Annotated in this window: 26 protein-coding genes and 1 pseudogene; 18 read left to right on the plus strand and 9 right to left on the minus strand. The window is 61.2% G+C overall.

Going from position 1 to position 24,739, the window contains the following annotated elements; genetic code table 11:
* Window positions 1–45: 45 nt before the first annotated feature.
* Window positions 46–789 (minus strand): penicillin-insensitive murein endopeptidase, encoded by a 744-nt coding sequence (gene mepA / locus BN1124_RS08335; RefSeq protein ID WP_042640948.1) that lies wholly within the window; start codon window positions 787–789, stop codon window positions 46–48.
* Between the two features lie 186 nt (window positions 790–975).
* On the opposite strand from mepA, the gene BN1124_RS08340 reads away from it, so the two are divergent.
* Both BN1124_RS08340 and BN1124_RS08345 read left to right on the plus strand, forming a co-directional pair.
* Complete coding sequence (locus BN1124_RS08340) at window positions 976–1,578, plus strand: hypothetical protein (RefSeq protein WP_042640771.1); 603 nt, start codon at window positions 976–978, stop codon at window positions 1,576–1,578.
* A gap of 157 nt (window positions 1,579–1,735) precedes the next feature.
* Window positions 1,736–2,014: an RNA recognition motif domain-containing protein gene (locus tag BN1124_RS08345; RefSeq protein WP_082041515.1), complete on the plus strand. Its 279-nt coding sequence runs from the start codon at window positions 1,736–1,738 to the stop codon at window positions 2,012–2,014.
* A gap of 75 nt (window positions 2,015–2,089) precedes the next feature.
* Here BN1124_RS08345 and BN1124_RS08350 read toward each other — a convergent pair whose 3' ends face one another.
* On the minus strand, window positions 2,090–2,989 hold the full coding sequence (locus BN1124_RS08350) for an aldo/keto reductase (RefSeq protein WP_042640775.1): 900 nt from the start codon (window positions 2,987–2,989) through the stop codon (window positions 2,090–2,092).
* A 152-nt stretch (window positions 2,990–3,141) separates the two neighbouring features.
* Here BN1124_RS08350 and BN1124_RS08355 point away from each other — a divergent pair, with 152 nt between their 5' ends.
* The 3 genes from BN1124_RS08355 (at window position 3,142) to ltaE (ending at window position 5,460) form a co-directional block, all read left to right on the plus strand.
* Window positions 3,142–3,549, plus strand: a complete 408-nt coding sequence (locus BN1124_RS08355) for a hypothetical protein (protein WP_042640777.1) — start codon at window positions 3,142–3,144, stop codon at window positions 3,547–3,549.
* A 90-nt stretch (window positions 3,550–3,639) separates the two neighbouring features.
* Entirely contained in the window at window positions 3,640–4,356 is a 717-nt protein-coding gene (locus BN1124_RS08360) for a Rossmann-fold NAD(P)-binding domain-containing protein (RefSeq protein ID WP_042640950.1), read from the plus strand.
* Window positions 4,357–4,443: 87 nt separating this feature from the next.
* Window positions 4,444–5,460 (plus strand): low-specificity L-threonine aldolase, encoded by a 1,017-nt coding sequence (gene ltaE, locus BN1124_RS08365; protein WP_042640779.1) that lies wholly within the window; start codon window positions 4,444–4,446, stop codon window positions 5,458–5,460.
* Between the two features lie 104 nt (window positions 5,461–5,564).
* Here the strand turns inward: ltaE and BN1124_RS08370 are convergent, their stop codons facing one another.
* From BN1124_RS08370 to BN1124_RS08385, 4 genes and pseudogenes are all read right to left on the minus strand, one after another.
* Window positions 5,565–5,996, minus strand: a complete 432-nt coding sequence (locus BN1124_RS08370; RefSeq protein ID WP_042640781.1) for a PAS domain-containing protein — start codon at window positions 5,994–5,996, stop codon at window positions 5,565–5,567.
* Window positions 5,997–6,061: 65 nt separating this feature from the next.
* On the minus strand, window positions 6,062–7,084 hold the full coding sequence (locus tag BN1124_RS08375; RefSeq protein WP_042640783.1) for a response regulator: 1,023 nt from the start codon (window positions 7,082–7,084) through the stop codon (window positions 6,062–6,064).
* A gap of 52 nt (window positions 7,085–7,136) precedes the next feature.
* A pseudogene (locus tag BN1124_RS08380) lies at window positions 7,137–8,083 on the minus strand (LysR family transcriptional regulator).
* Between the two features lie 82 nt (window positions 8,084–8,165).
* Window positions 8,166–8,867, minus strand: coding sequence for a DUF2982 domain-containing protein (locus tag BN1124_RS08385; RefSeq protein WP_042640787.1), 702 nt, complete (start codon window positions 8,865–8,867; stop codon window positions 8,166–8,168).
* A gap of 169 nt (window positions 8,868–9,036) precedes the next feature.
* On the opposite strand from BN1124_RS08385, the gene BN1124_RS08390 reads away from it, so the two are divergent.
* The 5 genes from BN1124_RS08390 (at window position 9,037) to BN1124_RS08410 (ending at window position 14,963) form a co-directional block, all read left to right on the plus strand.
* A complete protein-coding gene (locus tag BN1124_RS08390; RefSeq protein ID WP_042640789.1) occupies window positions 9,037–10,977 on the plus strand; it encodes a putative bifunctional diguanylate cyclase/phosphodiesterase in 1,941 nt (646 codons plus the stop codon).
* A 153-nt stretch (window positions 10,978–11,130) separates the two neighbouring features.
* Window positions 11,131–12,696 (plus strand): AbgT family transporter, encoded by a 1,566-nt coding sequence (locus tag BN1124_RS08395; protein WP_042640791.1) that lies wholly within the window; start codon window positions 11,131–11,133, stop codon window positions 12,694–12,696.
* A gap of 67 nt (window positions 12,697–12,763) precedes the next feature.
* Window positions 12,764–13,489: an oxygen-insensitive NADPH nitroreductase gene (gene nfsA, locus BN1124_RS08400; protein ID WP_042640793.1), complete on the plus strand. Its 726-nt coding sequence runs from the start codon at window positions 12,764–12,766 to the stop codon at window positions 13,487–13,489.
* Window positions 13,490–13,650: 161 nt separating this feature from the next.
* The gene (locus BN1124_RS08405; RefSeq protein WP_042640795.1) at window positions 13,651–14,415 is read left to right on the plus strand and encodes a hypothetical protein; all 765 of its coding nucleotides are present in this window, start codon (window positions 13,651–13,653) and stop codon (window positions 14,413–14,415) included.
* Window positions 14,409–14,963: a VOC family protein gene (locus BN1124_RS08410; protein WP_042640797.1), complete on the plus strand. Its 555-nt coding sequence runs from the start codon at window positions 14,409–14,411 to the stop codon at window positions 14,961–14,963. The genes BN1124_RS08405 and BN1124_RS08410 overlap by 7 nt, the downstream gene beginning before the upstream one ends.
* 74 nt (window positions 14,964–15,037) lie before the next feature.
* Here the strand turns inward: BN1124_RS08410 and BN1124_RS08415 are convergent, their stop codons facing one another.
* Entirely contained in the window at window positions 15,038–16,252 is a 1,215-nt protein-coding gene (locus BN1124_RS08415) for an MFS transporter (protein ID WP_042640799.1), read from the minus strand.
* Window positions 16,253–16,369: 117 nt separating this feature from the next.
* On the opposite strand from BN1124_RS08415, the gene BN1124_RS08420 reads away from it, so the two are divergent.
* Window positions 16,370–17,242: a LysR family transcriptional regulator gene (locus BN1124_RS08420; protein WP_042640801.1), complete on the plus strand. Its 873-nt coding sequence runs from the start codon at window positions 16,370–16,372 to the stop codon at window positions 17,240–17,242.
* Between the two features lie 89 nt (window positions 17,243–17,331).
* Here BN1124_RS08420 and ribA read toward each other — a convergent pair whose 3' ends face one another.
* Window positions 17,332–17,925 carry a GTP cyclohydrolase II gene (gene ribA, locus BN1124_RS08425; RefSeq protein WP_042640802.1) on the minus strand — a complete coding sequence of 198 codons (594 nt, stop codon included), beginning with the start codon at window positions 17,923–17,925 and terminating at the stop codon, window positions 17,332–17,334.
* A 262-nt stretch (window positions 17,926–18,187) separates the two neighbouring features.
* On the opposite strand from ribA, the gene cmk reads away from it, so the two are divergent.
* The 6 genes from cmk (at window position 18,188) to pyrF (ending at window position 23,431) form a co-directional block, all read left to right on the plus strand.
* Window positions 18,188–18,880 (plus strand): (d)CMP kinase, encoded by a 693-nt coding sequence (gene cmk / locus BN1124_RS08430; RefSeq protein WP_042640803.1) that lies wholly within the window; start codon window positions 18,188–18,190, stop codon window positions 18,878–18,880.
* A 93-nt stretch (window positions 18,881–18,973) separates the two neighbouring features.
* Window positions 18,974–20,644: a 30S ribosomal protein S1 gene (gene rpsA / locus BN1124_RS08435; RefSeq protein ID WP_005327816.1), complete on the plus strand. Its 1,671-nt coding sequence runs from the start codon at window positions 18,974–18,976 to the stop codon at window positions 20,642–20,644.
* A gap of 92 nt (window positions 20,645–20,736) precedes the next feature.
* Window positions 20,737–21,021 (plus strand): integration host factor subunit beta, encoded by a 285-nt coding sequence (gene ihfB, locus BN1124_RS08440; protein ID WP_033129160.1) that lies wholly within the window; start codon window positions 20,737–20,739, stop codon window positions 21,019–21,021.
* 156 nt (window positions 21,022–21,177) lie between these two features.
* Complete coding sequence (locus BN1124_RS08445) at window positions 21,178–21,462, plus strand: LapA family protein (RefSeq protein ID WP_033129161.1); 285 nt, start codon at window positions 21,178–21,180, stop codon at window positions 21,460–21,462.
* Window positions 21,463–21,471: 9 nt separating this feature from the next.
* Complete coding sequence (gene lapB / locus BN1124_RS08450; protein ID WP_042640804.1) at window positions 21,472–22,638, plus strand: lipopolysaccharide assembly protein LapB; 1,167 nt, start codon at window positions 21,472–21,474, stop codon at window positions 22,636–22,638.
* A 94-nt stretch (window positions 22,639–22,732) separates the two neighbouring features.
* Window positions 22,733–23,431: an orotidine-5'-phosphate decarboxylase gene (pyrF, locus tag BN1124_RS08455; protein WP_042640805.1), complete on the plus strand. Its 699-nt coding sequence runs from the start codon at window positions 22,733–22,735 to the stop codon at window positions 23,429–23,431.
* A 71-nt stretch (window positions 23,432–23,502) separates the two neighbouring features.
* On the opposite strand, the gene rrtA is transcribed toward pyrF, so the two are convergent.
* A complete protein-coding gene (gene rrtA, locus BN1124_RS08460) occupies window positions 23,503–24,081 on the minus strand; it encodes a rhombosortase (RefSeq protein ID WP_082041496.1) in 579 nt (192 codons plus the stop codon).
* Here rrtA and BN1124_RS08465 point away from each other — a divergent pair.
* Window positions 24,047–24,703 carry a tRNA-uridine aminocarboxypropyltransferase gene (locus BN1124_RS08465; protein ID WP_197066191.1) on the plus strand — a complete coding sequence of 219 codons (657 nt, stop codon included), beginning with the start codon at window positions 24,047–24,049 and terminating at the stop codon, window positions 24,701–24,703. The two genes, rrtA and BN1124_RS08465, sit on opposite strands and share 35 nt — an antisense overlap.
* The last annotated feature ends 36 nt before the right edge of the window (window positions 24,704–24,739 follow it).

Genomic DNA, 24,739 nt, shown 5'->3' on the forward strand with positions numbered 1-24,739 from the left:
CATTGGATGTATTTAATTCGGCGTTGACACCATACCAGCTTGTGGTCAGCCGCCACAACGGCTGGGTAGGGTCGGTGGTTGGTAGCTCATCGACACCTTGGGCAACTGGGGTTTGTCTTTCAGCCAGGAGGCCAGTTCGGCGCCGCAGCCATTGCCGGGCGGGATCGGAGCCTGAGGCTGGCAATCAGGGCTACCGGCGGGACAGCGTAGCCGGACATGGAAGTGGCTGAAGTGGCCGACCCAGGGCCGCAGCTTGGCCACCCAGGGCTCGTCCCCCGCCCGTTTGCAGACTTCGGCCTTAAGCACGGGGTTGATGAAGATCCGCGCCACCTCGGGCTGATTGGCGGCGAGGCGCAGCAGCGTGAGCTGCTGGGGCCCGAAGCGACCGGGCAACACCCGGTAGCTGGGCTCGTCGATCAGCGCCCACTCCTTGGGGGCATCCCGCTCCCATTTGCTGATGGGCCGGTTGGCCATCCGAAACCAGATGTCGGCGTCGAGACCGGTCTGGTGGCTGCGGTGGCCGGAGCTGAAGGGGCCGCCCCGCGCCATGGCCAGATCGGCGATGTAGAGATCCGGCATGCCGGCCAGCTTGGTGCGGCTCGCCAGCCCCTGCAGGTAATGGATGAGATCGGGGTGGCCGTAATAGCGCAGACGCTTGCTGCGAATGACCTGATAGCCGGGTCCCGACAGGGGCAGGGCCACGGCATTTTTCAGGCAACCGGCCGAATAGCCACCGATGGCTTCGGCATAGAGGGCGCTGGTCATGAACAACAGGCTGGTGGCAAGCATAGGGTGTCCGGCGATGATGCCCAAAACTGGGCTCAAGTGTGGCTTTGATGGTTCCCATCATATCAACAAGCCCGAGCCGTCGTCATCCGTCCCGCCACGCGGGTTGCCAGGGGTGGGCGGGCTCGCGCACAATGCGCGGCAACGCAGGAGCAGCCCGGCTGCTCGAGTCCATGTGAGGAGTACGAGATGAGAGTCAGTGAATTGGTGTCACAGGCGGGGATCTGCTGGTTGATGCCGCCAGCAGTGCGCTTCTACGGGGTCATGGGCAGCCTGCTGCTGGCGAGCCTAGGGACTGTGGTGGCCGCGATCTGGCTGGGGTATCCCGAGATGGGGCTGCTGCCCTGGGTCGGGCTGGTGTTTGGCGGCATAGTGCTGCTGATGATGATCCTGCCGCGCAACTGGCAGCGCTGGCGATTGGCCGAGCTTGCCTGGGATGAGAGCCATCTCTATCTGCTCAACGGCAGCAATGACAAGGCGCTGGCCCTGTCCCGGGCGGCGTTGGTCGGTATAGAGCGGACGCGCCAGATAGGTCACGACGGCCAGTGGCTCACGTTCAGCCTGGATCTGCGGCTCGATCCCGCGGCCCTGGCCGATGCCACCACCTTGCTGGGCCTGACCCGGGAGGCGACTCATGAGGTGGCGCCCGGCATCTATCGTTTCGGCTTTAAGCGGGCCTGGCACGGCCGCCGTGCCCTCGCTGGGATCCTGAGCACCTTGCAACCGCCCCGAGCTGACTATTTTCTCGACAATTTGCCACAAAGCTCAGATACTGCCTCTGATTCGAATTGATCTTTTCTGCTCCGATAGTCCAAGAGATCAACGGCTTGGGCCACGGGGTGGGGAGTGCCACGGCATGCTGTCGTGGCAGGTCCGGCATGGGGGTTGTGCCCTTACTTCTATGCTGGTGGATGCATAGATAAGGCACCTTGAATCGAGAGTGGATGGCATGAAGATTTACGTAGGTAATCTGTCGTACCGGATGACGGCCGACGAACTGACAACCGTGTTCAGCCAATTTGGAGAGGTAGAGAAGGTCGATATCATCATCGATCGCGATACCGGTCAGTCCAAGGGATTTGGCTTCATTGAAATGCCGGTGAACGGGGATGCCGAGAAGGCCATCGCCGGGCTACATGGCACCGAAATAGGTGGCCGCACCATCACAGTCAATCAGGCCAAACCGAAGACAGATGCACCTCGTGGTCGCCCCCAGCGCCACCGTTGAATCGTCTCGATAACGGAAAACGGCATGGATCACTCCATGCCGTTTTTGTTTTTGTGGGACCCTGCGTGGGCGGGATCAGGGCACGTCGTAACCGAGCGCCGCCTTGCGGATGCGGAACCACTGCTGACGATTGAGCTGGATGGATTCGGCGGCCACGGCGGCGGCGATCCGCTCCCGTTTGCCGGAGCCGATGAGCGGCAGCGGTTGGCTCGGCAGCATCATTACCCAGGCGTAGACCACCTGCTCTATGTGCTGGGCACCCACTTCCTGGCGGATCTGCTCGAGCTCGGCGCGCAGTGAGCCATAGGCGGGATCGTTGAACAAGCGGCCGCCGCCGAGGCAAGACCAGGCCATCGGCTTGATGCGCAGCTGCTGACACTGATCCAGGGTGCCATCCAGCGTTGCGCCCTGGTTCAGGGGCGAGATCTCCAACTGATTGGTGACCAGCGGGAAGGGCAGACGGGACTGCAACAGCTCGAACTGATGGGTGGTGAAGTTGGAGACGCCAGCGTGTTTGATCTTGCCCGCCTGCTTGAGGCTGATGAAGGCATCGGCCACCTCGTCGGCATCCATCAGGGGATCCGGGCGGTGGATCAGCAGCAGATCCAGGTGATCGGTGGCGAGCTTTTGCAAGGAGGCCTCGGCACTGGCAACGATGTGAGCCTTGCCGGTGTTGTAGTGATTGAGGGCATGCTCGGGCTTGGCGGTGAGGGCGATGCCGCACTTGCTGACGATCTCCATGCGATCACGCAAGGAGGGCTCGAGGCGCAGGGCATGGCCGAACGCCTCCTCGCACTGATAGCCGCCATAGATGTCGGCGTGATCGATTGTGGTGACCCCCAGATCCAGATGGTATTTCATCAGATCCAGCAGGGCCGCGGGGGAGAGCTGCCACTCCATCAGGCGCCAGTAACCCATGATGAGGCGGGAGAAGGTCGGGCCCTCGGGATGCAAGGCTAAGCGGGATACAGACATGGTGACTCCTTGGCAAATAGAGATAAAGGCAGAATAAATGCTGCCAGCATCTTGGTCTCATCTGGTGGACAAGGCAATAATAGACCCTTCGTGAATTCGAACTTTGGTTCTGAAAAGAGAGCCGGAACCAGAGAGAAGATGGGGAGACAATCATGGAAGGATTTGCCGGCAGGCTGCAGAGCCTGATCGGGGAGGGCAGTGTCAGCGCCTTCGCCCGCAAGGTCGGGCTGAGTGAGGCGCTGATCCGCAAGTACCTGAAAGGGGCCGAGCCTGGCCTTGGCAAGGCGAACCAGATCGCCATGGGGGCCAACTGCTCCCTGGAGTGGCTCGCCACCGGCTGCGGTTATCTCTATCGTCAGGCCGAGGTGGTGGACAGAGAGGCGCTGGCCGCGGCGGGCGTGCTGCTGCAGGAGCGGCTGCCCGAGCAGGCATTGCCCGATGAGGAGCAGCTTGTCACCCTGCTCGCCTACTACCAGTTCTTGCGCAGCCACAAGCAGGCAGACGGCTTTCTGGATCTGGCGCGGGCGAGGGAGTTTGGCCGTCATCTGACCGAGGCCTGAGCACGTTTCGCACCCACTGGCAGGCCTGCAGCGGGCGATTCTTCTGATACCCTCTAAACAAAGAGTCAATCCAAGGACATGGAGATGGAGATGGGCTATCTGATCCTGGGCAGTGGTGGGTTGGGCACGGCGTTGGCACATGAGCTGGCCGACCGTGGCGAAGAGTGGTTGCTGGCGGGCAGGCAGTCGCCGAGGGGGCTGGATCCGGCCTGCTACTTTCCGCTGCAGGAGGTGGACCCGCTCTCCTTCGAGGCCCTGTTCACCCTCTATGACGGCGTCAGCCTGCCGAGCGTGGTGATCAACACCATAGGGTTGCTGTCTGATCTCAATCACATGCCGGAGCGGCGGGTGGAGGAGGTGGATCCCCAGTGGCTCTGCGAGAGCCTGCAGGCCAATGCCTGGCCCCAGCTCGCCCTTGGCGCCAGTCTGAGCCGGTTGATGGCACCGGATAGCCGCCTCTGGCTCTGCAGCCTCTCGGATCTGGCGGGCAGTCTGGGGCAGGCAGAATCAGGCCAGCCGGGTATTGGCAGTCGCTACAGCTATCGCATGAGCAAGGCGGCGCTCAACCTGGGGGCCCGGATCCTGGCGGCCGAGTGGGCCGACCGCTTCCCTGGGGCGGGGGTCATTACGGTGCATCCTGGGCTGATGAATACCCCCATGCAACAACCCTTCCTGCACGAGCTGGATCAGGCCCTGCTTCAGGATCCCGCCCTGGTGGCGCCGCGGCTGCTTGACCTCATCGCGCGCCTGACGCCGGCCCAGTCTGGCCGCTTCCTTGACTTGCAGGGCCGGCCTCTGCCCTGGTGAGCATCGTGCTCACATTCCCGTGTCCCATCCCTTGCCAGCTCCGTCCTGGCTGGTTAATGTCATCCCCCTGCATTCAGGAGGATGACCATGCGCTACATCGATTTACGAAGTGATACCGTGACCCAACCCACGGAAGCCATGCGCCAGAGCATGCTGCACGCCGAGGTCGGCGACGATGTCTATGGGGAGGATCCCAGCGTCAACAGGCTGGAGCAGCGCGGTGCCGAGCTGCTGGGCAAAGAGGCGGCTCTGTTCGTGCCATCGGGCACCATGTCGAACCTGCTGGCGATGATGAGCCACTGTCAGCGCGGCGAAGGGGCCGTGCTCGGCTCAGCCTCCCACATCTACCGCTATGAGGCGCAAGGCTCTGCCGTGCTGGGTTCGGTGGCCCTGCAACCCGTGCCCATGCAGGCCGATGGCTCCCTGGCGCTGCACGACCTGAGTGCAGCCCTGGCCCCCGACGACGCCCACTTCGCCCAGACCCGGCTGATCTGCCTCGAGAACACCCACAACGGCAAGGTGCTGCCGCTTCACTATTTGCGCGAGGTGCGGGCCTTCGTCGACAGCCGGGGTCTGCAACTGCATCTGGACGGTGCCCGGCTGTTCAACGCGGTGGTGGCGAGCGGCGAGACGGTGCAGGCCATCGCTGCCCCCTTCGACAGCGTCTCCATCTGCCTCTCCAAGGGGTTGGGTGCCCCCGTTGGCTCCCTGCTGGTGGGCTCCCGGGAGTTCATCGCCCGCGCCAGACGGCTGCGCAAGATGCTGGGGGGCGGCATGCGCCAGGCGGGGATCCTGGCCCAGGCCGCGCTCTTTGCCTTGGATCAGCACGTGACCAGGCTGGCCGACGATCACCGCCGTGCCAGACGGCTGGCAGAGGGGCTGGCCGCCTTGCCCGGCATAGTGCTGGATCTGAGCGAGGTGCAGACCAACATGGTGTTCCTGCGCTTGAGCGAAGGGGAATCGACCCCGCTGCTGGCCTTCATGAAGGAGCGCGGCATCCTCTTCTCCGGCTACGGCGAGCTGCGGCTGGTAACCCACCTGCAGATCACCGACGACGACATCGACGAGGTGATCGATGCCTTCACCGAGTATCTGAGCGCCTGATGGCGGCGGCTTCGCGGATCACGTGGAGTCATCCAATGCAATGACAAGAAGGGCGCCCTGAGGCGCCCTTCTTGGTTCTCTATCTGTGCTAGTGACTGGCGGGATCAGCCCTGGCGCTGGCCCATGATCAGCATGGCCTCGTCGGTGGCATCGTAGATCATGATGGCCAGATGGGTGACCTCGCCACCAAAATCGGCGAGGGGCACCAGGGTCAGGTTCTGGTACATGTGCGGCGCCGAGCCCGTGATGGGGCGGTAGTTGGAGAAGCGCAGCAGGTAGGGGCGCTGCTCCCAGGTGCTGAAGGCGCGGTTGTTGAGCTTGAATACCATGTTCGCCTTGCGTTCGAACCAGGCCCTGTCCACGTCGGGGAAGAGGTCAAACAGCAGCTGATCCCGCACCGCACCGGCCAGCCGGCCGCTGTGACTCTCCATGAAGCCGTTCCACACCTGCACTCTGTAGCCCTTGTCGAGCACGACCAGCCCCACGTCCAGGTTCTGGACTATGTTCATCAGCCAATGAAATTCACGGATTTCCATGGTCACTCCCGGGGTAAGCGCATGATGTTGTTATGGGTTTTTGCGATTGCATCGTCAATGCACCGCTAGAGCATATGCATTATTTTATTGTTCATGGTGGCGATGGAATCTTCGGTAAACAACAGCAATAGATCGCATTGCACCGCATATCCCTGGATCCGGTAGTTGATCTCGATGGCCAGGGTACGGCGCCAGCGGCTCTGGTTGGTCTGAATCAGATCTCTAATGGGTCTGTGCTGACCGAGCACCACCGGATGCCCTTGGCTGAAGGGGGTATCGAGCTGGTTGGCGTAGCCGCGCAGGAAGGCGCCGATCAGCACGTTGGCGGTATCCATCAACAGCTCCAGCTCGGCGTTGTGATCCAGTTCGCCCTGGTGGTTCATCAAGCGGGCCAGATCCTGGAAGCTGGCGTCGTGGAACAGCAGCAGGGCCTCGCCGGCGATACCGGCGCCGATGAAACCCTGACAGACGGCGGAGAGGGTATCCGACTCGGCGGCGGCCGAGAGTGCCATGTGCAGCTCAGAAACCTCCAGCACATTGACGTTGGGGATGGGCAGCAGCACGAAGGCGTCGAGCAGGCGGGCCAGCAGATCGGCGGCCTGACCCATGGCGACGTTGGCGAGCTCCTGGTAGACATCCCGCAGCTCGGGGGTGAACGAGATGGCGTTCTGCAACGGGGAGGGGTTGAGAGCCGGGGGAGCGGCGAGGGTCGCCGCCGGCGCGGCCGCCTGCCACAGGCCGTGCTGACGAAGGAGGGCACGCAGGGTCTCGGGGGCGGCGGGCTTCTTGATGAAGTCCAGGGCCCCCAGTGCCATCACACGTTGATAGGCTTCCGGCTGGATGTCGCCGGAGACCACGATCACCTTGTTGCGCAGCCCCTCCCGCTGGAGGGTTTCCAGCACGCCATAGCCATCCATCTGGGGCATGGTCAGATCCAGAAAGATCAGGTCCCCGTTCCCCATCAGGATCTGCTCTACCCCTTCCAGGCCGTCGGCAGCCTGATGCAGGTTGACATGCCAGTCGGCAGGTAGGGCGCGGGCCAATTGTTTACGAGCGAACCCCGAGTCATCACATATCAATACATTCATAGTGTTAGCGGCCTGTGCAACGAGCATTGCGCTAAGTGTGCGCCATCAATCGTCAGATGCAATGGGCAGGGGCATCGCCGGTAAAAATTGATCGTCCCGTTGATGACTGCGGTAGCGTGCGGAATATTTTTCGACGAATTCGGCGAACATCTTAACACGCAGCGGGGTGAACTGGGGTTGGCAGAGCAACATGTAGAAGGGACGGCGGCCCGACTGCCAGTCCGGCAGGACGGCGACCAGCTGCTCGTCTTGCAAGAAGGGGTGCACATAGTGCAGCGGGGCGTTGACGATGCCGAGGTGGCGCCTGGCGGCTCGCACGGCAGCCTGGGTCTGGTTGACGTTGAGGCGAGGGATCCGCTTGATCTGCACCACCTGTTCGCCCTGATCGTCCCGCCCGGTCAACTGCCAGTGCTGATGTGGCCAGCAATGGATGAGCTCGTGCTCCTCCAGCTGGGCCGGGTGTGAGGGGGTGCCCATCTTCTCCAGATAGAGGGGGGAGGCAAAGAGGCCGTACTGGATGTGGCCAAGGCAGAGGGCATTGGGCAGAGACTGGGGCAGCTCACCGTTGAAGAACACCAGATCCCTGTCCTGATCGCAGAGGGGGGCCTGATCGTTGGTCTGGCTGATGTCAAATTGCACCTGGGGATAGCGCAGACCGAAGTCCGCCAGCATGTCGACCAGTATGGTATTGGAGAGGGCGATGGGGGCGGCGAGGCGGATCAGGCCGCTGATGTCGTGCTCCTGGCCCTGGATCTCGCCGGTGGCCTGCTCTATCTCGGCGAGCGGGGTGCACAGGCGTTCATAATAGCGCAGCCCTTCATCGGTGAGGCGCAGCTTGCGGGTGGATCTGTGTAGCAGGCTGCAGCCGAGCTGCTCTTCCAGTTGGGAAATTCGTCGACTGATAGTGCCGGTCGGCATGCCCAGCGCGGCTGCGGCGTGGGAGAAACCGCCCTCTTGCACCACCTTGACGAACAGATAGAACTCTTCGATGTACTTCATAAGCGGTATAAGGGGTGTTCTGGATGTAACAAGCCGGAGACCTTATGAAGAGTCGCCGGGCTTGGCAAGCGCAATCCGGCGTTTAATTGATCTGGATTAGATTCGACTCGCGCCGGTATTGGTTCAGCAAATGGACGAAATCGGCAGGGGGGCGGTCGAGGCTGTTGTCCGGCACCAGCAGATCATACCCCAGCAGATCCCGCAGCCTGGTCATGCGGTTGCCCAGCATGGCGATCACCCCTTCGTAGCGTTGACCCGAGGGGGAACGAAAGCGGCTCTCCTCCAGCAGACCCTCGCCCAACAGCCCGGAGCCGCAACCACCGGTGGGGCAATCGGCCCCTTCACTTTGCATCGCCTGGAGCAGCACGGCCCGCTGCTCGGTCAGCAGGCGCACGGCCAGCCTGGGTGTGATCAGCGTCAAAAAATCGTCGTAATCTTTTATCTTCAATCCGATGTAGGGCAGGGGCACCAGATCCCAGCCCAAATGAATACGCGGTTGGTCAATACGTTGAATATTTCTCCATTTCAGGAGCCAGCCACCGTACTTGTGGTGATATTGCAGACAATCCTGACACAGAGAGAGGCTAAAATGAGGCTCAGCCAACTTCAGCCCCCCGACAAGAACTGTCAGCAGACCGACCAAGAGGGCGGATATAGCAGGGATTAATAGTTGTTCATGGAGAAAAAAAAGTATAAAAATCATAGCAATGGTTATGACCATGCCCAACAATATCAGTGTGAGTCCATTTCTTCTGACCATGGGGATCACATGTAGCGTTTTCATATGATGTCTGCCCCTTTTCGCGTGCATGTTTCCAGATTATGGGCCGGATCGGATTTTGTACCAGCACGGGGGAGCGTTCAGGAGCCTGCCGTGGCTGGTTTTTGCTATGAGCTCTCAGCATGAATCATCACCTTACATGAATACGCTAGACGAACGCCTGCTCCCTGGGATGGATGTCCTCCATACGCCCATCTGGGTCTATGACATCCAGCGTCATCACATCTATTGGGCCAATGGCCCCGCACTGGGGTTGTGGGAGTCGAGCTCCCTGACCGAACTGCAATCCCGCGACTTCTCGGCCGACATGGCCGCCGCCATCGACCTGTTGCTGCAGCGCTATCTCGGCGACTTCCAGCAGGGGCGCAGCTACAACGAGTGGTGGACCCTCTCCCCGAAGGGGGTGAAGAAGCAGGTCTACCTGCGGCTCTCCGGGATCGAGATAGCCGGGCGCCTGATGATGATGACGGAGGCGGTGATCGATGCCGACACCCTCTATCAGGAATCCTCCCTCGCCACCGGCGACACCCTGGCCTGCTTGTTCGACAACGAGGGGCGCCTCGAGAGCGGCAACCACCATTTCGACATGTGTTTCGGGGAGGGCACCACCCAGCTCACCCAGATTTTCTCCGGTTGTGACGAGGTCTTCTACCGGCGCCTGTCTCGCCTGGACGAGGTGGTGGCCGAGGGGGAGTGCCGCACCCTCAAGGGAATGCGCTGGTTTCAATACCAGTTTCGCCACATCCAGCAAGGGGCCCGGATCCTGCTCACCATGCGTGACATCACGGATCGCAAGCTCGAGGAGCTCGAGCACCGCCACCTGGCCTGGCACGACTCCCTCACCGGCCTGCTCAACCGCTACGGTCTGATGAAATCCCTCGAGGCCTATTGCGGCCTGGGGGGGCGCTTCGCCCTGGTGTTCATGGACTTGGACAACTTCAAGCTGGTCAACGACAACTACGGCCACAAGGCGGGGGATCGCCTGCTGGAGCGGGTGGCCGGACGGCTCAAGCAGATCTGTCCGCGGGACGTGGAGCTGGCGCGCCTCGGCGGGGACGAGTTCACCGCCCTGGTGCCGCTGAGCAACTCCAGCGACAGGGCCCAGGAGGTGGCGGATCTCATGCTCTCCCAGATGACCAAGCCGCTGCAGCTGAGCGGCGTGCCCGAGGTCACCATAGGGGGCAGCATCGGCATCGCCATCTACCCGGACGATGCGGACGACGGCGACAACCTGATCACCCGCGCCGACATGGCCATGTACCAGGCCAAGCAGATGGGCCGCCTGCGCTGGCAGCGCTTCACCCCCAGCATGCAGCAGACCCTGCACCGCAAGCTCACCCTGAAACAGTTCCTTGCCAAGGCCATAGGCCGGGGCGAGCTGAGCCTGCGTTATCAGCCCCAGGTGGACGTAGCGCAGGGCAAGCTCATCGGCTTCGAGGCCCTGCTGCGTTGGTACAACCCCGTGCTGGGGCACGTCTCGCCGGCGGAGTTTATCCCGCTGGCCGAGGAGATGGGGCTCATTCGCGAGGTCGGGAGCTGGGTGCTCTCCACCGCCTTGTCCCAGATGGGGGCCTGGCAGCGCCAGTGGCAGGTGAAGGTGCCGGTGTCGGTCAATCTGTCCGGCTTCCAGCTCTCCGCGACCCTGCCGGCCCTGGTAGCGCAGCAACTCAAGGAGTACGGCGTCGAGGCCGACTTGTTGACCTTGGAGCTGACGGAAACCGTGCTGATGCTGGACATGAAGGGCTGCATCGAGATCCTCGATGCCCTGAGCGATCAGGGGATCAAGATAGCCATCGATGACTTTGGTACCGGCTACTCGTCGCTCGCCTACCTCAACCGGCTGCCCATCGACACCATCAAGCTGGATCGCTCCTTCGTGGTCGGCCTGAACCTGCCGGTGATCCGGGCCACCGTCGCCATGGCCACCAGCTTGGGGCTCGGGATCCTGGCGGAAGGGGTGGAGGACGAACATGAGCTCGCGGCCCTGCGTGCCCAGGGCTGTCACGTGTTCCAGGGCTTCCTGTTCAGCACCCCCATGACGCCGGCCGAGGTGGCGGCGACGGGCTTCGGGATCCACTGCAAGGTGGGACATTATCCGCTGGCGAGCGGCTGAGGCTGCCGCAGATAATGTGCGGCATGTCGCGTTTTTGAAGCGCGACATGCCAAATTAAACGTAATTAATCGAATTTTTGTCTCAGGTTATGGGATTCATTAGACGTTCTCGCTAGTATGCGCGCTCATTTCTTGGTCATGGAGTATTACCATAATGAGTCAGGCTACTACCAACGAGCGTTCTGCCACCCCGTCCAAGGGCTGGTTGAATCGCTTCCTCAACGGGGTCGAGAAAGCGGGTAACAAGCTGCCCGATCCCGCCATGCTGTTCCTCTACGCCCTGCTGATCGTCTGGGTCGGCTCCTGGGTTCTCTCCCGCTTCTCCTTCGATCTGGTCAATCCCCGCAGCGGGGAGGTCGTGGTGGTCAACAACCTGCTGACCGGGGCCGGGCTTGCCGAGTTCCTCGCCAGCATGGTCACCACCTTCACCAGCTTCGCGCCGCTCGGCATCGTGCTGGTGGCCATGCTGGGGGTCGGCGTCGCCGAGCAATCCGGCTTCATCAACACCGGCCTCAAGAAGCTGCTGAAGGTCACCCCGGCCCGCTTCCTGACCCCCATGCTGATCCTGGTGGCCATCGTCAGCCACACGGCGGCGGATGCGGGCTATGTGCTGGTCATCCCCATCGGCGGCATCATCTTCCACGCCGCCGGCCGCCACCCGCTGGCGGGGATAGCTGCCGCCTTTGCCGGGGTCTCCGGAGGCTTCGCCGCAAATTTCCTGCCCTCCGGCGGGGATGCCCTGCTGCAAGGCTTCACCCAGTCGGCGGCCCAGTTGCTCGATCCCGATTATCTGGTCAACACCCTGTGCAACATCTTCTTCACCGGCGCCTCCTCCCTGCTGATCATCTGCGTGGGCTGGTTTGTCACCGAGAAGGTGGTGGAGCCGCGCCTCCAGCATGTGCCGCTCAACGAGGATCTGGCGAGTGCCGACGAGATGGGGCGCTACAGCGCACGGGAGAGTCGGGCCTTCAACTGGGCCGGCTTTGCCATGCTGGCGGCCATAGTGCTGTTGGGGCTGGCCCTGACACCGGGCGACTCGCCGATGCGGGCCGCGGATGGCTCGCTCACTACCTTCGCCGCCCCCGTGATGAAGTCCATAGTCCCGCTCATCTTCCTGTTGTTCATCCTGCCTGGCATCGTCTATGGCTTCGTGGCGGGCAACTTCAAGAGCGGCAAGGACGTGATCGACGCCATGTCGGCCACCATGAACAAGATGGGCTCCTACATGGTGATGGCCTTCTTCTGCGCGCTCTTCATCAAGGCGTTCGGGGATTCCAACCTCGGCACCCTGCTGGCGCTGTCCGGCGCCGAGGTGCTCCATGCCCTGGCGCTGCCGGGGGAGGTGACCATAGTCGGTATCATCCTGCTCACCGCCACCGTCAACCTGGTGGTGGGCTCGGCCTCCGCCAAGTGGGCGCTGATCAGCCCCATCCTTGTGCCCATGCTGATGGCGGTGGGGATCTCCCCCGAGCTGACTCAGGCGGCCTACCGGGTGGGGGATTCCTCCTCCAACATCATCACCCCGCTGATGGTGTTCTTCCCGCTGGTGGTGGTCTATTGCCAGCAGTATGTGAAGAGCACCGGGATAGGCACCCTGGTCTCCATGATGCTGCCTTACTCCCTGGCCTTCCTGGTGAGCTGGACCTGCTTCCTGCTGCTGTACTGGGCGCTGGGCTTCCCCCTCGGGTTGCAGGCGCCGTATGTGTATCCTGCCCCCTGAGGGTGACGAGGGGCCTTGGGCCCCTCGCTTTTTTTGGGTACAGTGTGGCCTTCTTCCTGGAGGCCTCATGAACCCGACCATCGATCTCATCCTTTCCCATCGCTCCATCCGCCAATTCACCCCGGAGCCCATCACGGCCCAGCAGCTCGATCAGATCCTGAGCGCCGCCCAGTGCGCCTCCAGCTCCAGCTTCCTGCAGGCCAACAGCATCATCCGGGTCACCGACAAGGGGCTGCGCGCCAGACTGGCCGAGCTCGCCGGCCATCAGGCTTATGTGGCCGAAGCGGCGGAGTTCCTGCTGTTTTGCGCCGACTACCAGCGCCATAGCCAGATAGTGCCAGAGGCCCAGACCGGCTATGCGGAGCAGCTCCTGATCGGCGCCATCGACGGCGCCCTGATGGCCCAGAATGCCCTGCTGGCGGCGCAATCCTTGGGGCTCGGCGGCGTCTACATCGGCGGCATTCGCAACAATGTGGCGGCGGTGAGCGAGGCGGTCGGGTTGCCCCATCTGGTGATACCGCTGTTTGGCCTCTGTCTCGGTCATCCCGCCCAGCAGCCCGAGCAGAAACCGCGGCTGCCGAGGGGGCTGGTAGTGCACGAGAACCGCTATCCAGAGACGCTCGATCGCGCTCTGCTCGCCCAATATGATGAGCAGATCCACGACTACTACCTGGCCCGCAGCGGCAACAACAAGCAGCAGACCTGGAGTGGTCAGATCAAGGCCATCCTCGGCAAGGAGGCGCGTCCCTTCATGCTGGGATTCCTGCATTCCAAGGGGTTTTGCCTCAAGTAATGGGGGGCGAGGGCGATATGGATCTAGGGCGGGGGCGCGCCGCTCGTCGCCGCGAGGCCAGCTGGCATTGTTGTGAGGCAAGGCCACACTGCGCGCTACCTTATGCGGGTAAGCTGTTGTAGGATCACGCAATTGGATTGGGACAGGAGTTTGTACACCCTATGATTTTAACCTTGATATTGCTGTCGATTGGCGCACTCCTGTTTCTGGTCATCGCCTATAACGTGGTGCAGCAATATAAGCAGAAGGCCGAAGCCGACAAGCGCCAGGCCATCGCCCGCCACAAGGCCGTGGCGGACGAGACCGAAGAGGTGCTGCTGAACGTCAACCTGGTGCCCTTCTCCAAGAACATGGTGCTGCTGTTGCAGCACAGGATCCTGGATGCCTATCGCGCCATTGCGCTGGTGATGCCCGGCAATCAGATCAAGCAGCGCATCGCCGACGTCCAGACCCAGATCAAGAACGTGCAGGAGAACTACAGCAGCCAGGACGAGGGGCACTTCAAGACCCCGGAATCCGATCGCCAGGCGATCCAGATGTTGCAGCTGGCCAAGAAGATGCGCGCCGTGCTGCGGGTCGAGCACAACAAGGGCAAGATAGATCCCCACGGCTTTGCCCAGGAGGATCGCCGTCTCGAGCTGATGCAGCTCAAGATCAACATCGCCAACCTGGTCAAGCGGGCCATGGATGCCCAGATCCAGGGGCAATACGGCACCTGCCGTCAGCTCTTTACCAAGGGGCTGGGTGCCCTGGCCAGCGTCTCCGACAAGGACGCCTACCTGCTGGCGCGGGAAGAAGACATGCGTCAGGGGATGCGTCAGCTGGAAGAGCACCTGCAGCAGCACAGCGAGAAAGAGCTGCAACACCTCAAGGACAAAGAAGCGGACGAGCTGGATGTCCTGTTCCAACCCAAGAAGAAATGGTGATCATGTCTCATCCACTGGATACCACGCTGGGGCCCATGGCCCCATTTGTTTGCCAACTGCTGACCGAATTGCACGGCCTCATGGGAGAGCATGCCGCTCCGCAGGTGGATCACCTCTGTTACCGCGCCGCCAGCCTGCCGGAGTACCTCGAGTTGAAAGTGCTGCTCGCGCGCCACGGGGTCTTGCTGGTGGAGGGGATGATCGGCGGGCGGCCCATCGCCACCTATCGATTGCATCAGCCGGTCTGCGCCAACGAGGTGAGCGTGCCCTGCATCGAGCTGGCCGCCCCCAAATCGGGTCGCAGCCATCAGGCGGGGCTCGAACACATCGAGCTGGTGGTGCCCTCACTGCACGCGCTGGTGGTCGCGCACCCGGCATTGCCGTTCAAGACCGGCAACATCGAGGATGGCCGCAACCCGGACCTGGGGCTGATGCTGCCTTCGGGCCAGGTGAAATTCCACTTGCGCCCTTTAAGCGAGGTGATCGACGAGGAGCTGGGTACCGGCGCCGTGGTGCCGGTGCCGCCGGACTATTATGACGGCCTGTGAGTTCGACGATGTGTGAACGGATGATCTGAGCCTGGTCACCCGCATCCGCTTGTCGGTGGGGGTGGCGCCGGGCATCAGGATGCCGAGTGACAGGAGAGGGGACGCGCACTGCGTCCCTTCAGCTGACCGAGCCAGAGGCTCAAGGCTGCGGTGACGCACAGCACCAGCTCGATGCCGAGCACCAATCCCCCAAGCCCCCCTCGCTCCCAGAAGGGGTGTAGATAGAGCCCCCCCAGACTGGCCCCCAGATAGTACCCCACCAGATAGAGCGACGAGGCCAAGGCCCTGTTGTGCTCCACGTGTTGGCCCACCCAGGCGCTGGCACAGGCGTGGGCGAGGAAGAATCCGAAGCTCGAGATCAGCAGGCCACCGATGATGGCGGTCAGCGTGCCCTGCAGTAGCGCCAGGCTGCCGATGGCCATCAGCAGGATGCCAGCGAGCAGCAGGCGCTGGGCTCCCCAGCGATTGGCGCAGCGACCGCTCAAGGAGGAGGCGAGGGTGCCGGTGAGATAGGTCAGAAACAGCATGCCGAGCCACTGGGTCGGCAGGGAGAAGGGAGCCTCCGCCAGCAGGAAGGTGAGGTAGCTGTATTGATTCAAGAACACCATGAAGTTGAGACCGCCGATGAGATAGGCGCCCACCAGCAGCGGATTGCCGAGGTGACTGGCGATGGCGCGGCGCAGTTGGCCGGGCTCGGCCACCACGGCCACGAAGCGGGTCTGGGGAGGCAGCAGCCAGATAACCAGCGGCAGCAAGGCCAGGCTGATGAGGCCGATGCCAAGAAACGTGTGCTGCCAATCCCCGAACCAGCCAGCCAAGAGGCCACCGACCACCCGGCCGGCGATCCCGCCTAAGGAATTGGCGGCGATGTAGACCCCGACAGCGGAAAGCAGGGCGCGCTTGCTGAACTCCTCCCCCATGTAGGCGATGGCGGTCGCGGGCAGGCCTGCCAGCAAGGCGCCTTGCAGGATGCGCAGCATCACCAGCTGATCGAACTGGCGGATGAGCGGAATGTACAGGGAGAGCAGGATGGCGCCGGTCAGGCTCCACAGCATGATCCGGCGACGGCCGAAGCGATCCGCCAGCCGGGCGCAGATCAGCAGCGAGGTCGCGAGCCCGGCGGTGCAACCCGCCAGGGTCCAGCCGGCCGACAGGGAGCTGACGGAAAACACCTCTGCCAGCAGGGGCAGCAGGGGGTGGGTTTGGTAGAGATTGAGAAACACCAGGAAGGAGCCCAGGCTGAGGGCCAGGGTGGCGCGCATCCACTCGCGACTGCCTACTTCGATCATATGCGGTTGTCCTGACTGCATTTTTTGCAGAGAAATCTGCGATATAACCGCAGACTAGTGCGCTGCTTGATATAAATATAATATATTTATGTTATCCACCTCATAAATGAAATTGATATGGATCTGAAACAGCTCAGTTATTTGCTGGCGGTACGGGACGCGGGCTCCTTCACCCGGGCCGCCAGCGCGCTGCACGTGGCGCAGCCGGCGGTCAGCATGGCCATCGCCAAGCTGGAGAGCCAGCTTGAGCTGCGCCTGTTCGACCGCCAGGATCGCAATGTGCGGCTCACCCCGGAGGGAGAGGTGCTCTGTCGCCATGCCGAGCGGCTGCTATTGCAGATGCATCAGGCCGAGGCGGAGATGGCGGAGCTCAAGGGGCTGGAGCGGGGAGAGGTGCGCATCGGCATCCCCTACATGATGGGCTCCTACTACTTCCCACCCATTCTGATGGCGTTCAAGCACCGCTATCCCGGCCTCAAGATCCGGGTGGAGGAGGCGGGCACCCGGGAGCTGCTCAGCCGCATGGTGGACGGCAGCCTGGACTTGGCCATCCTCATCACCAGCGATCTGCCGCCGGCGCTGGAGGGGGCCCAGCTGCTGCGCGAAGAGATGCTGATGGTGGTGGGGGAGGAGCATCCGCTGCGCCAGGCCGCCAGCGTCTCGCTGCCACAATTCTTCGGCCAGGAGCTCGCCATGTTCAGACGCGGCTTCTATCACCGCGAACACATGGAGGTGCTGGCCCAGGGGCTGGGCTGCGAGCCGAACATCGCGTTCGAGAGCAACCTCATTCCGCTGCTCAAGGCGGTGGTGAGGCAGGGGTTTGCGGTGACCACCTTCCTGCGCATGGCGCTGGACGAGGAGACGGCGCTTATCGGCGTGCCCTTCGCGCCACCGATCTTCCTCGATCTCTGCGTGGCCTGGCGGCGCGGGGATCCCCTCTCCATGGCCAACCGGGCGCTGAGAGATTTTCTGCTGTCACAGGCAAGATAGTTAGCATTACGTCTTGTAAAATGTGATTGACGCAAATAAAAACGCCTCCGTTTAGGAGGCGTTTCTCAAGGGTCGCAAGAGAAGAAGCCCTACTTCTTGAGCAGGTGATCCAGCTTGTTCGCCTTGGTGGAGAGATAGAACTCGTTGTGGGGGTTGCGCCCCTCCTGCAGGGGAACGCGCTCGGCCACCGGGATGCCGAAACTTTCCATCGCCTTGAGCTTGCGCGGGTTGTTGGTCATCAAGCGCAGGCTCTTGACCTCCAAAGCCTTCAGCATGTCGGCACAGATGGTGTAATCGCGCATGTCGGCGGCAAAGCCCAGCGCCACGTTGGCCTCGACGGTGTCGGCCCCCTGATCCTGCAGGTGATAGGCCCGGATCTTGTTGAGCAGACCGATGCCACGCCCTTCCTGACGGACATACAGCAAGACGCCACGGCCGGCCTTGGCGATGTTCTGCATGGCGGCCTGCAATTGGAAGCCACAGTCGCAGCGCAGGCTGAACAGGGCGTCTCCGGTCAGACACTCGGAGTGAATGCGTCCAAGCACGGGCTCGCCGTCGGCGATATCGCCCATCACCAGCGCGGCGTGATCCTTGCCTGTGCCGGTTTCCTGAAAGCCAACTAGCGTGAAGGTGCCCCAAGGGGTCGGCAACTTGGATTTAGCCACCAGGCTAATGCTGCTCATAGGGTTGCTCCTGACTACAACTGCTTAAAAAAGGCGGCTAGTTTAGCGCGCCTCATCCATAACAACCATAAGAACAAAACCTTGCAGTGAGGAATGCTTTGCCGGATTGGTCATAATAGGCGCAATCGCGACGACTTCCGCGCAAATCTGTGGTCTGACAACTGCCAGACCCCGTGCATTCGGGTATAATCGGCGCCCATTACCCCATCCCGGCAGGGATGTGTGCAACCCGTCAACGTGCAGCGTGCGCAGGAGAAAAGTTATGCCCCAGATGGCCCCCATGATGACAATCGATGGCCCAAGTGGTGCCGGCAAAGGCACCCTGTGCCAGTTGTTGGCGGAGAAGCTGGGTTGGCACCTACTCGATTCCGGCGCCATCTACCGGGTGCTGGCGCTGGCCGCCTTGCACCACGATGTCGAGATTGACGCCGAGGCGGCCCTAGTGCCCCTGGCCGCGAATCTGGACGTGCAATTCCAGGTTGAAGGTGACCAGGTGAAGGTGGTGCTGGAAGGGGAGGATGTCTCCCGTACCATCCGCTCCCAGGAAGTGAGCGACGCCGCCAGCAAAATTGCGGTCTTCCCCCGGGTGCGCGAAGCCCTGCTGCGTCGCCAGCGTGCTTTTCGCCAGCAACCGGGTCTCATCGCCGATGGCCGTGACATGGGTACAGTGGTTTTCCCCGAGGCCGAGGTGAAGATTTTCCTCGACGCCAGCGCGGAAGAGCGGGCGCAGCGCCGCTATAAGCAGTTGCAAGATAAGGGCTTTGATGTTAACTTTGAGCGTCTTTTAACCGAGATTCGGGAACGTGACGATCGCGACAGAAATCGCGCCGTTGCCCCCCTGAAACCCGCGGAAGACGCGCTCGTCGTCGACTCAACGTCGATGACCATAGACGAAGTGCTGGTGACGGTACTCGCTTATGTAGAGCAACAACTTGGTGATGTCAGCGCAAGTTGATGTCAGTCGTCTGCACCATGGATGGCGCAGATAATTTAAAACAACCCCGCTTGTGCCGGATTGCGAGTGGATGTTTCATTTGTGACACAAACAATGATCGAATCTTTTGCTCAACTCTTTGAAGAGTCCCTGAACGCCGTTGAAACCCGTCAAGGTTCCATCGTCAAGGGTACCGTCGTTGCTATCGAGAACGGTTTTGTACTGGTTGACGCCGGTCTGAAATCCGAGTCTGCCATCCCTGCTGAAGAATTCAAGAACGCCCTGGGCGAGCTGGAAATCAATGTAGGCGACACCGTTGACGTGGCTCTGGACTCTATCGAAGATGGTTTCGGCGAAACCAAGCTGTCCCGCGAAAAAGCCAAGCGCCACGAAGCCTGGCTGCAGCTTGAGAAGGCATACGAAGAGCAAGCTACCGTTATCGGTATCATCAACGGCAAGGTCAAGGGTGGTTTCACCGTTGAGCTGAACGGCATCCGTGCCTTCCTGCCGGGTTCCCTGGTTGACGTGCGTCCGATCCGTGACACCGCTCACCTGGAAAACAAAGAACTCGAGTTCAAAGTCATCAAGCTGGACCAGAAGCGCAACAACGTTGTTGTTTCCCGTCGTGCCGTGATCGAAACCGAGAACACCTCCGAGCGCGAAAGCCTGCTGGCCAACCTGCAAGAAGGTCAAGAAGTTAAGGGTATCGTCAAGAACCTGACCGACTACGGTGCATTCGTAGATCTGGGCGGTGTTGACGGCCTGCTGCACATCACCGACATGGCGTGGAAGCGCGTTAAGCATCCTTCCGAAATCGTCAACGTTGGCGACGAGATCGCTGTCAAGGTTCTGAAGTTCGACCGCGAGCGTACCCGTGTATCCCTGGGTCTGAAGCAGCTGGGCGAAGATCCCTGGGTTGCTATCGCCAAGCGTTACCCGGAGACCACCCGTCTGTCTGGCCGCGTGACCAACCTGACCGACTACGGCTGCTTCGTTGAAATCGAAGAAGGCGTGGAAGGCCTGGTACACGTATCCGAGATGGATTGGACCAACAAGAACATCCACCCGTCCAAGGTTGTTAACGTTGGCGACGTGGTTGACGTGATGGTTCTGGACATCGACGAAGAACGTCGTCGTATCTCCCTGGGTCTGAAGCAGTGCAAATCCAACCCGTGGCAGCTGTTTGCCGAAACTCACGCCAAGGGCGACCGTGTTTCCGGTAAGATCAAGTCCATCACTGATTTCGGTATCTTCATCGGTCTGGATGGCGGCATCGACGGCCTGGTTCACCTGTCTGACATCTCCTGGAACAACCAGGGCGAAGAAGCCGTGCGTGAATTCAAGAAGGGCGACGAGATCGAAGCCGTTGTTCTGCAAGTGGACCCGGAGCGCGAGCGCATCTCCCTGGGTGTCAAGCAGATCGAAGAAGACCCGTTCAATAAGTACCTGTCTGATAACAAGAAAGGTGCTATCGTGAAGGGTAAGGTTACCGAGGTTGATGCCAAGGGTGCCGTGATCGAACTGGCTGATGGCGTGGAAGGCTACCTGCGTGCCTCCGACGCTGCTCGTGACCGTGTAGAAGACGCCACTCTGGTGCTGTCTGTTGGTGACGAAGTTGAAGCTAAATTCATGGGCGTTGATCGTAAGAACCGCACCGTAAGCCTGTCTGTCCGTGCTAAGGACGAAGCTGACGAGCGTGTTGCTATCGATAGCCTGAACCAACAAGAAGAAGTTGTGTTCAGCAATGCTATGATGGAAGCGTTCAAAGCCGCCAAGGGTGAGTAATCCTTGATGCAAGAAAAGGGCGGCTTTACGCCGCCCTTTTTTATCTTGGCAAAATGAATATTGCATGTGATCGGGGAAGGAGATTTAACCTTATGACCAAATCAGATCTCATCGAAAAATTGGCTGCCAACCGCATGCATATGCCGGCCAAAGATGTCGAAGCCGCCATCAAGGAGATCCTTGAGCAGATGGCGTCGACCTTGCAAAACGGCGACAGGATTGAAATCCGAGGATTTGGAAGTTTTTCACTGCACTATCGTGCCCCCCGCGTGGGTCGCAACCCCAAGACCGGGGACAAGGTTGAACTGACCGGGAAATATGTCCCTCACTTCAAGCCGGGTAAAGAGTTACGCGAGCGCGTGAACATCATCGAATAATGCAGAAAATGGCATACCTGGGTATGCCTTTTTTATTTTTGCGACATTGGTTACGCCAATTGTCGGGTTTATCAAAGTCTTTTCCCATTCGCTCTAGAGTCTGCCGGTGATTTTAAGGATAATCGGTCTCTCATTAGCTACAGACAGGGAGCTCTTATGAAGCGTATCTTGGCCCTTATCCCATTGGTGCTGGTGTTTGTATTGACCCTCGCCATAGGTTCACAAAACGGCCAGCAGGTGCAGTTCAATTATCTGATAGCACAAGGCGAGTTCTCGCTCTCCATGCTGCTGGGATTCTTCTTTGCCGGCGGATTCTTGCTGGGCTGGTTGGTATTCGGTCTGCTCTTCCTGCGCCTCAAGCTGCAAAATCGCACCCTCAGTCGCACCATGCGTCGTCAATCCCGCGAGTTGGAGCTGGCCCGGTCGGCTACCAAGGAATAATGTCCCTCGATGCTTGAACTGCTTTTCCTGCTGTTGCCAATTGCCGCTGGTTATGGTTGGTACATGGGACGCAGGAGTGTTCGCCAGGACACCCAGCAACAAAGTAACCAGTTTTCCCGCCAGTATGTGGCGGGCCTCAACTATTTGCTGTCTGACGAGTCGGACAAGGCGGTGGATCTCTTCATCCAGCTGCTGGAAGTCGACAGCGACACCATCGAAACCCACCTCTCCCTCGGCAACCTGTTTCGCCAGCGTGGCGAGGTCGATCGCGCCATCAAGATCCACCAGAATCTGGTCAGTCGCCAGCTGACCCGGGAACAACGCCAACTCGCGCTGCAAGAGCTGGCTCGCGACTTTCTCGCCGCCGGCCTGCTGGACAGGGCCGAGGCCATCTGGAACGAGCTGTGCGACGACAGTGACTTCGAGGAGACGGCGCTGACCCAACTGCTGATCATCCATCAGCAGCTGCGCGATTGGGACAAGGCCATCGAAGTCGCCGTGCGCCTGCAGAAGTTTCAAGGCAAGAAGTTGGCCGACCCCATCTCCCATTTCTATTGCGAGCAGGCGGAGAGTGCCCTGCGTGACGGGGATCTGGTCACAGGGCGTACCCGCTTGAAGCGGGCGCTCAGCGTCAATCCTGCCTGTGCTCGCGCCAGCCTGCGACTGGCCGAACTCACCATGGAGGAGGGCAAGTTCGAGGAGGCCAGCAAGGATCTGTTGCGGGTGTTCGAGCAGGACATGGATTTTGCCTCCGAGGCCATGCCGAAGCTGCTTGTCTGCTATCAGCAGATGGGGCGCAGCCAGGAGCTGATCCCGCTGCTGGAGAAGGCGGTGGAGGATCATGCCGGCGTCAGCGTGACCCTGGCCCTGGCCAATCTGGTGGAGGAGCGCGATGGCCTGAGTCAGGCGCGCGCTTTGGTGCTGCGTCAACTGCGGCGCCATCCCTCCATGAAGGGCTTCTATCAGCTGGTCGGCTTCCAGCTGGCCAGCGCCGAGGAGGGCCCCGCCAAGGAGAGCCTGGAGCTGCTGCAGCAGCTGGTTGGCGAGCAGATCAAGATCAAGTCGACCCACAAGTGCCGCCAGTGTGGCTTCGCCACCCACTCGCTGTTCTGGCAGTGTCCCTCCTGCCGTCAGTGGGGCACCATCAAACCCATTCGTGGCCTGGACGGCGAATAGCCTGAGCCGGGATGAGTGAATCCCGCGGGCTCGACCGGGTGCCAGCAGGCGAGGCCCGGGGCGGGCCTTGCAATACCAACCCATAGGAAGTGACATGCAAGATCCCAAAGTACTGGTTGCGCTCGATTATCAGCACGAGGCCGATGCCTTCGCCTTCATCGATCAGATCTCCCCGGCCCAATGCCGCCTCAAGGTGGGCAAGGAGATGTTTACCCTGTTTGGCCCCCAATTCGTGCGCCAGCTGGTGGCCAAGGGATTCGACGTCTTCCTGGATCTGAAGTTTCACGACATTCCCAACACAGTGGCCAAGGCCGTGGCAGCCAGTGCCGAACTCGGGGTCTGGATGGTCAACGTGCACGCCAGCGGTGGCGAGCGCATGATGCGGGCCGCCAAGGAGGCGCTGGCCCCCTATGGTGACAAGGCCCCTCTGCTGATCGCCGTAACCGTGCTGACCAGCATGGAGCAATCCGATATGGCGCCGCTGGGGCTCAGCGTCGGCCCGGCCGAACAGGTGATCCGGCTGGCCAAGCTGACCAAGGAAGCGGGGCTGGATGGGGTGGTCTGCTCCGCCGAGGAGGCCTCTGAGCTCAAGACCCTGCTGGGGGCCGATTTCAAGCTGGTCACGCCGGGCATTCGTCCGACCGGTGCGGCGGCAGGGGATCAGCGCCGGGTCATGACACCGCGGGCGGCGGTGGAGGCGGGGGCTGACTATCTGGTGATCGGCCGTCCCATCACTCAGTCCGCCGATCCGGCAGCTATGCTGACCAGCATCAATGCCGAGCTGAATGGTTAGTGAGTACGACGACAGAATGAAACAGGCCGGATCCTGGATCCGGCCTGTTTCATTTCAAGTCCTGGTAGAACTCAAGACTTGAGGGGCTGAGTCCCCAGGCCGAGGGGCAACAAACCGAGCAACAGGCCGGCCACCGAGCCGATGAGATGAGATTCGATGTGTACCCTGGCGCCGATCAGCACGGCCACCGGACTCTCCCCCGCGCTGTAAAAGTCCAGCCCGAGCTTGATGACGATGCCCAGCAACATCAGCCAGCCGGAATGGCGGCGATGGCGGATATCCTGCACCGCGCCCCACACGAACAGGCCATGCAAGGCGCCGGATAGCCCCATGTACCACTGGGTCTGCGGGCACCACCACCAGATGCCGAGGCCGACGGCCGTACTCAGCAGCAACATCAGCACGGGCAGGCGCCAGCCGGTGAGATATTCACGAAACAGGCTGTAGAGCACCACCAGCCCGCTCAGGTTGAGCAGCAGGTGCCATAAATTGGTATGGGCCAGATTGCCTGTTATGATGCGCCACCCTTCGCCCTGGGCGATCAGGGCGCGCTCGAAGGAGAGCAGGTGGTTCGGTACGGTGAAGAAGAGCAAGGCAGTGATGAGCGACAGCGTGATGACCCAGAGCAGACCCGATTTTTCTGACAACATGAAACAGCCCAACGACAGAGAGAGCCGCTACTGTACACGCTGCACCCGAGCCCTCAAAGCCTGTCTGTGTGATTATATCGAGCGGGTATCCCACCTGGCGCCGCTCCATATTCTGCAGCATCCGACCGAAGTCGGTCACCCCAAGGGGACGGCCGCCTTGCTGGCCGCCTCTCTCACCGATGCCTCCATCCATGTGGGGGAGGACTTTGCCAAAGACGATGGGCTCAATGCCTTGCTGGCCGACCCCGAGGTAGCCTGCTATCTGCTGTGGCCGGATGAGCATGCCCTGACCCTGGACCAGGTGCGCGAGCGGGTAGTGGCAGAATCTGGTGTCCCCCGAACAACCCGCTTCATCCTGCTCGATGGCACCTGGCGCAAGGCCTACCGCATGCTGCACAGCAACCCGGCTTTGCTGCGGCTGCCGAGGATCAAACTCGGCGCCATTCCGGGGCAATACTCCATTCGCAAGAAGCCGTTCCCCGAGGCGCTGTCGACCCTGGAGGCGGGCTACCATCTGTTATCCCAGTGGGAGGGAGAGCCCGAGCGCTTCGCCCCGCTGATGAATCTTTTTACCCATTTAAACCAGCAGTGGCATGACTTTGCCCAGGGTCGCCGCACCTAAAACTGCATAGTTAGAACCGCGTATTCAGAACAGAGA

This window comes from Aeromonas eucrenophila (assembly GCF_000819865.1).
Lineage (GTDB): Bacteria > Pseudomonadota > Gammaproteobacteria > Enterobacterales > Aeromonadaceae > Aeromonas > Aeromonas eucrenophila.

Excerpts from the sequence above, each read along its gene's own strand:
- mepA (WP_042640948.1), bottom strand. The coding sequence starts at position 789 with ATGCTTGCCACCAGCCTGTTGTTCATGACCAGCGCCCTCTATGCCGAA.
- BN1124_RS08340 (WP_042640771.1), top strand. The coding sequence starts at position 976 with ATGAGAGTCAGTGAATTGGTGTCACAGGCGGGGATCTGCTGGTTGATG.
- BN1124_RS08345 (WP_082041515.1), top strand. The coding sequence starts at position 1,736 with ATGAAGATTTACGTAGGTAATCTGTCGTACCGGATGACGGCCGACGAA.
- BN1124_RS08350 (WP_042640775.1), bottom strand. The coding sequence starts at position 2,989 with ATGTCTGTATCCCGCTTAGCCTTGCATCCCGAGGGCCCGACCTTCTCC.
- BN1124_RS08355 (WP_042640777.1), top strand. The coding sequence starts at position 3,142 with ATGGAAGGATTTGCCGGCAGGCTGCAGAGCCTGATCGGGGAGGGCAGT.
- BN1124_RS08360 (WP_042640950.1), top strand. The coding sequence starts at position 3,640 with ATGGGCTATCTGATCCTGGGCAGTGGTGGGTTGGGCACGGCGTTGGCA.
- ltaE (WP_042640779.1), top strand. The coding sequence starts at position 4,444 with ATGCGCTACATCGATTTACGAAGTGATACCGTGACCCAACCCACGGAA.
- BN1124_RS08370 (WP_042640781.1), bottom strand. The coding sequence starts at position 5,996 with ATGGAAATCCGTGAATTTCATTGGCTGATGAACATAGTCCAGAACCTG.
- BN1124_RS08375 (WP_042640783.1), bottom strand. The coding sequence starts at position 7,084 with ATGAATGTATTGATATGTGATGACTCGGGGTTCGCTCGTAAACAATTG.
- BN1124_RS08385 (WP_042640787.1), bottom strand. The coding sequence starts at position 8,867 with ATGAAAACGCTACATGTGATCCCCATGGTCAGAAGAAATGGACTCACA.
- BN1124_RS08390 (WP_042640789.1), top strand. The coding sequence starts at position 9,037 with ATGGATGTCCTCCATACGCCCATCTGGGTCTATGACATCCAGCGTCAT.
- BN1124_RS08395 (WP_042640791.1), top strand. The coding sequence starts at position 11,131 with ATGAGTCAGGCTACTACCAACGAGCGTTCTGCCACCCCGTCCAAGGGC.
- nfsA (WP_042640793.1), top strand. The coding sequence starts at position 12,764 with ATGAACCCGACCATCGATCTCATCCTTTCCCATCGCTCCATCCGCCAA.
- BN1124_RS08405 (WP_042640795.1), top strand. The coding sequence starts at position 13,651 with ATGATTTTAACCTTGATATTGCTGTCGATTGGCGCACTCCTGTTTCTG.
- BN1124_RS08410 (WP_042640797.1), top strand. The coding sequence starts at position 14,409 with ATGGTGATCATGTCTCATCCACTGGATACCACGCTGGGGCCCATGGCC.
- BN1124_RS08415 (WP_042640799.1), bottom strand. The coding sequence starts at position 16,252 with ATGATCGAAGTAGGCAGTCGCGAGTGGATGCGCGCCACCCTGGCCCTC.
- BN1124_RS08420 (WP_042640801.1), top strand. The coding sequence starts at position 16,370 with ATGGATCTGAAACAGCTCAGTTATTTGCTGGCGGTACGGGACGCGGGC.
- ribA (WP_042640802.1), bottom strand. The coding sequence starts at position 17,925 with ATGAGCAGCATTAGCCTGGTGGCTAAATCCAAGTTGCCGACCCCTTGG.
- cmk (WP_042640803.1), top strand. The coding sequence starts at position 18,188 with ATGCCCCAGATGGCCCCCATGATGACAATCGATGGCCCAAGTGGTGCC.
- rpsA (WP_005327816.1), top strand. The coding sequence starts at position 18,974 with ATGATCGAATCTTTTGCTCAACTCTTTGAAGAGTCCCTGAACGCCGTT.
- ihfB (WP_033129160.1), top strand. The coding sequence starts at position 20,737 with ATGACCAAATCAGATCTCATCGAAAAATTGGCTGCCAACCGCATGCAT.
- BN1124_RS08445 (WP_033129161.1), top strand. The coding sequence starts at position 21,178 with ATGAAGCGTATCTTGGCCCTTATCCCATTGGTGCTGGTGTTTGTATTG.
- lapB (WP_042640804.1), top strand. The coding sequence starts at position 21,472 with ATGCTTGAACTGCTTTTCCTGCTGTTGCCAATTGCCGCTGGTTATGGT.
- pyrF (WP_042640805.1), top strand. The coding sequence starts at position 22,733 with ATGCAAGATCCCAAAGTACTGGTTGCGCTCGATTATCAGCACGAGGCC.
- BN1124_RS08465 (WP_197066191.1), top strand. The coding sequence starts at position 24,047 with ATGACCCAGAGCAGACCCGATTTTTCTGACAACATGAAACAGCCCAAC.
- rrtA (WP_082041496.1), bottom strand. The coding sequence starts at position 24,081 with ATGTTGTCAGAAAAATCGGGTCTGCTCTGGGTCATCACGCTGTCGCTC.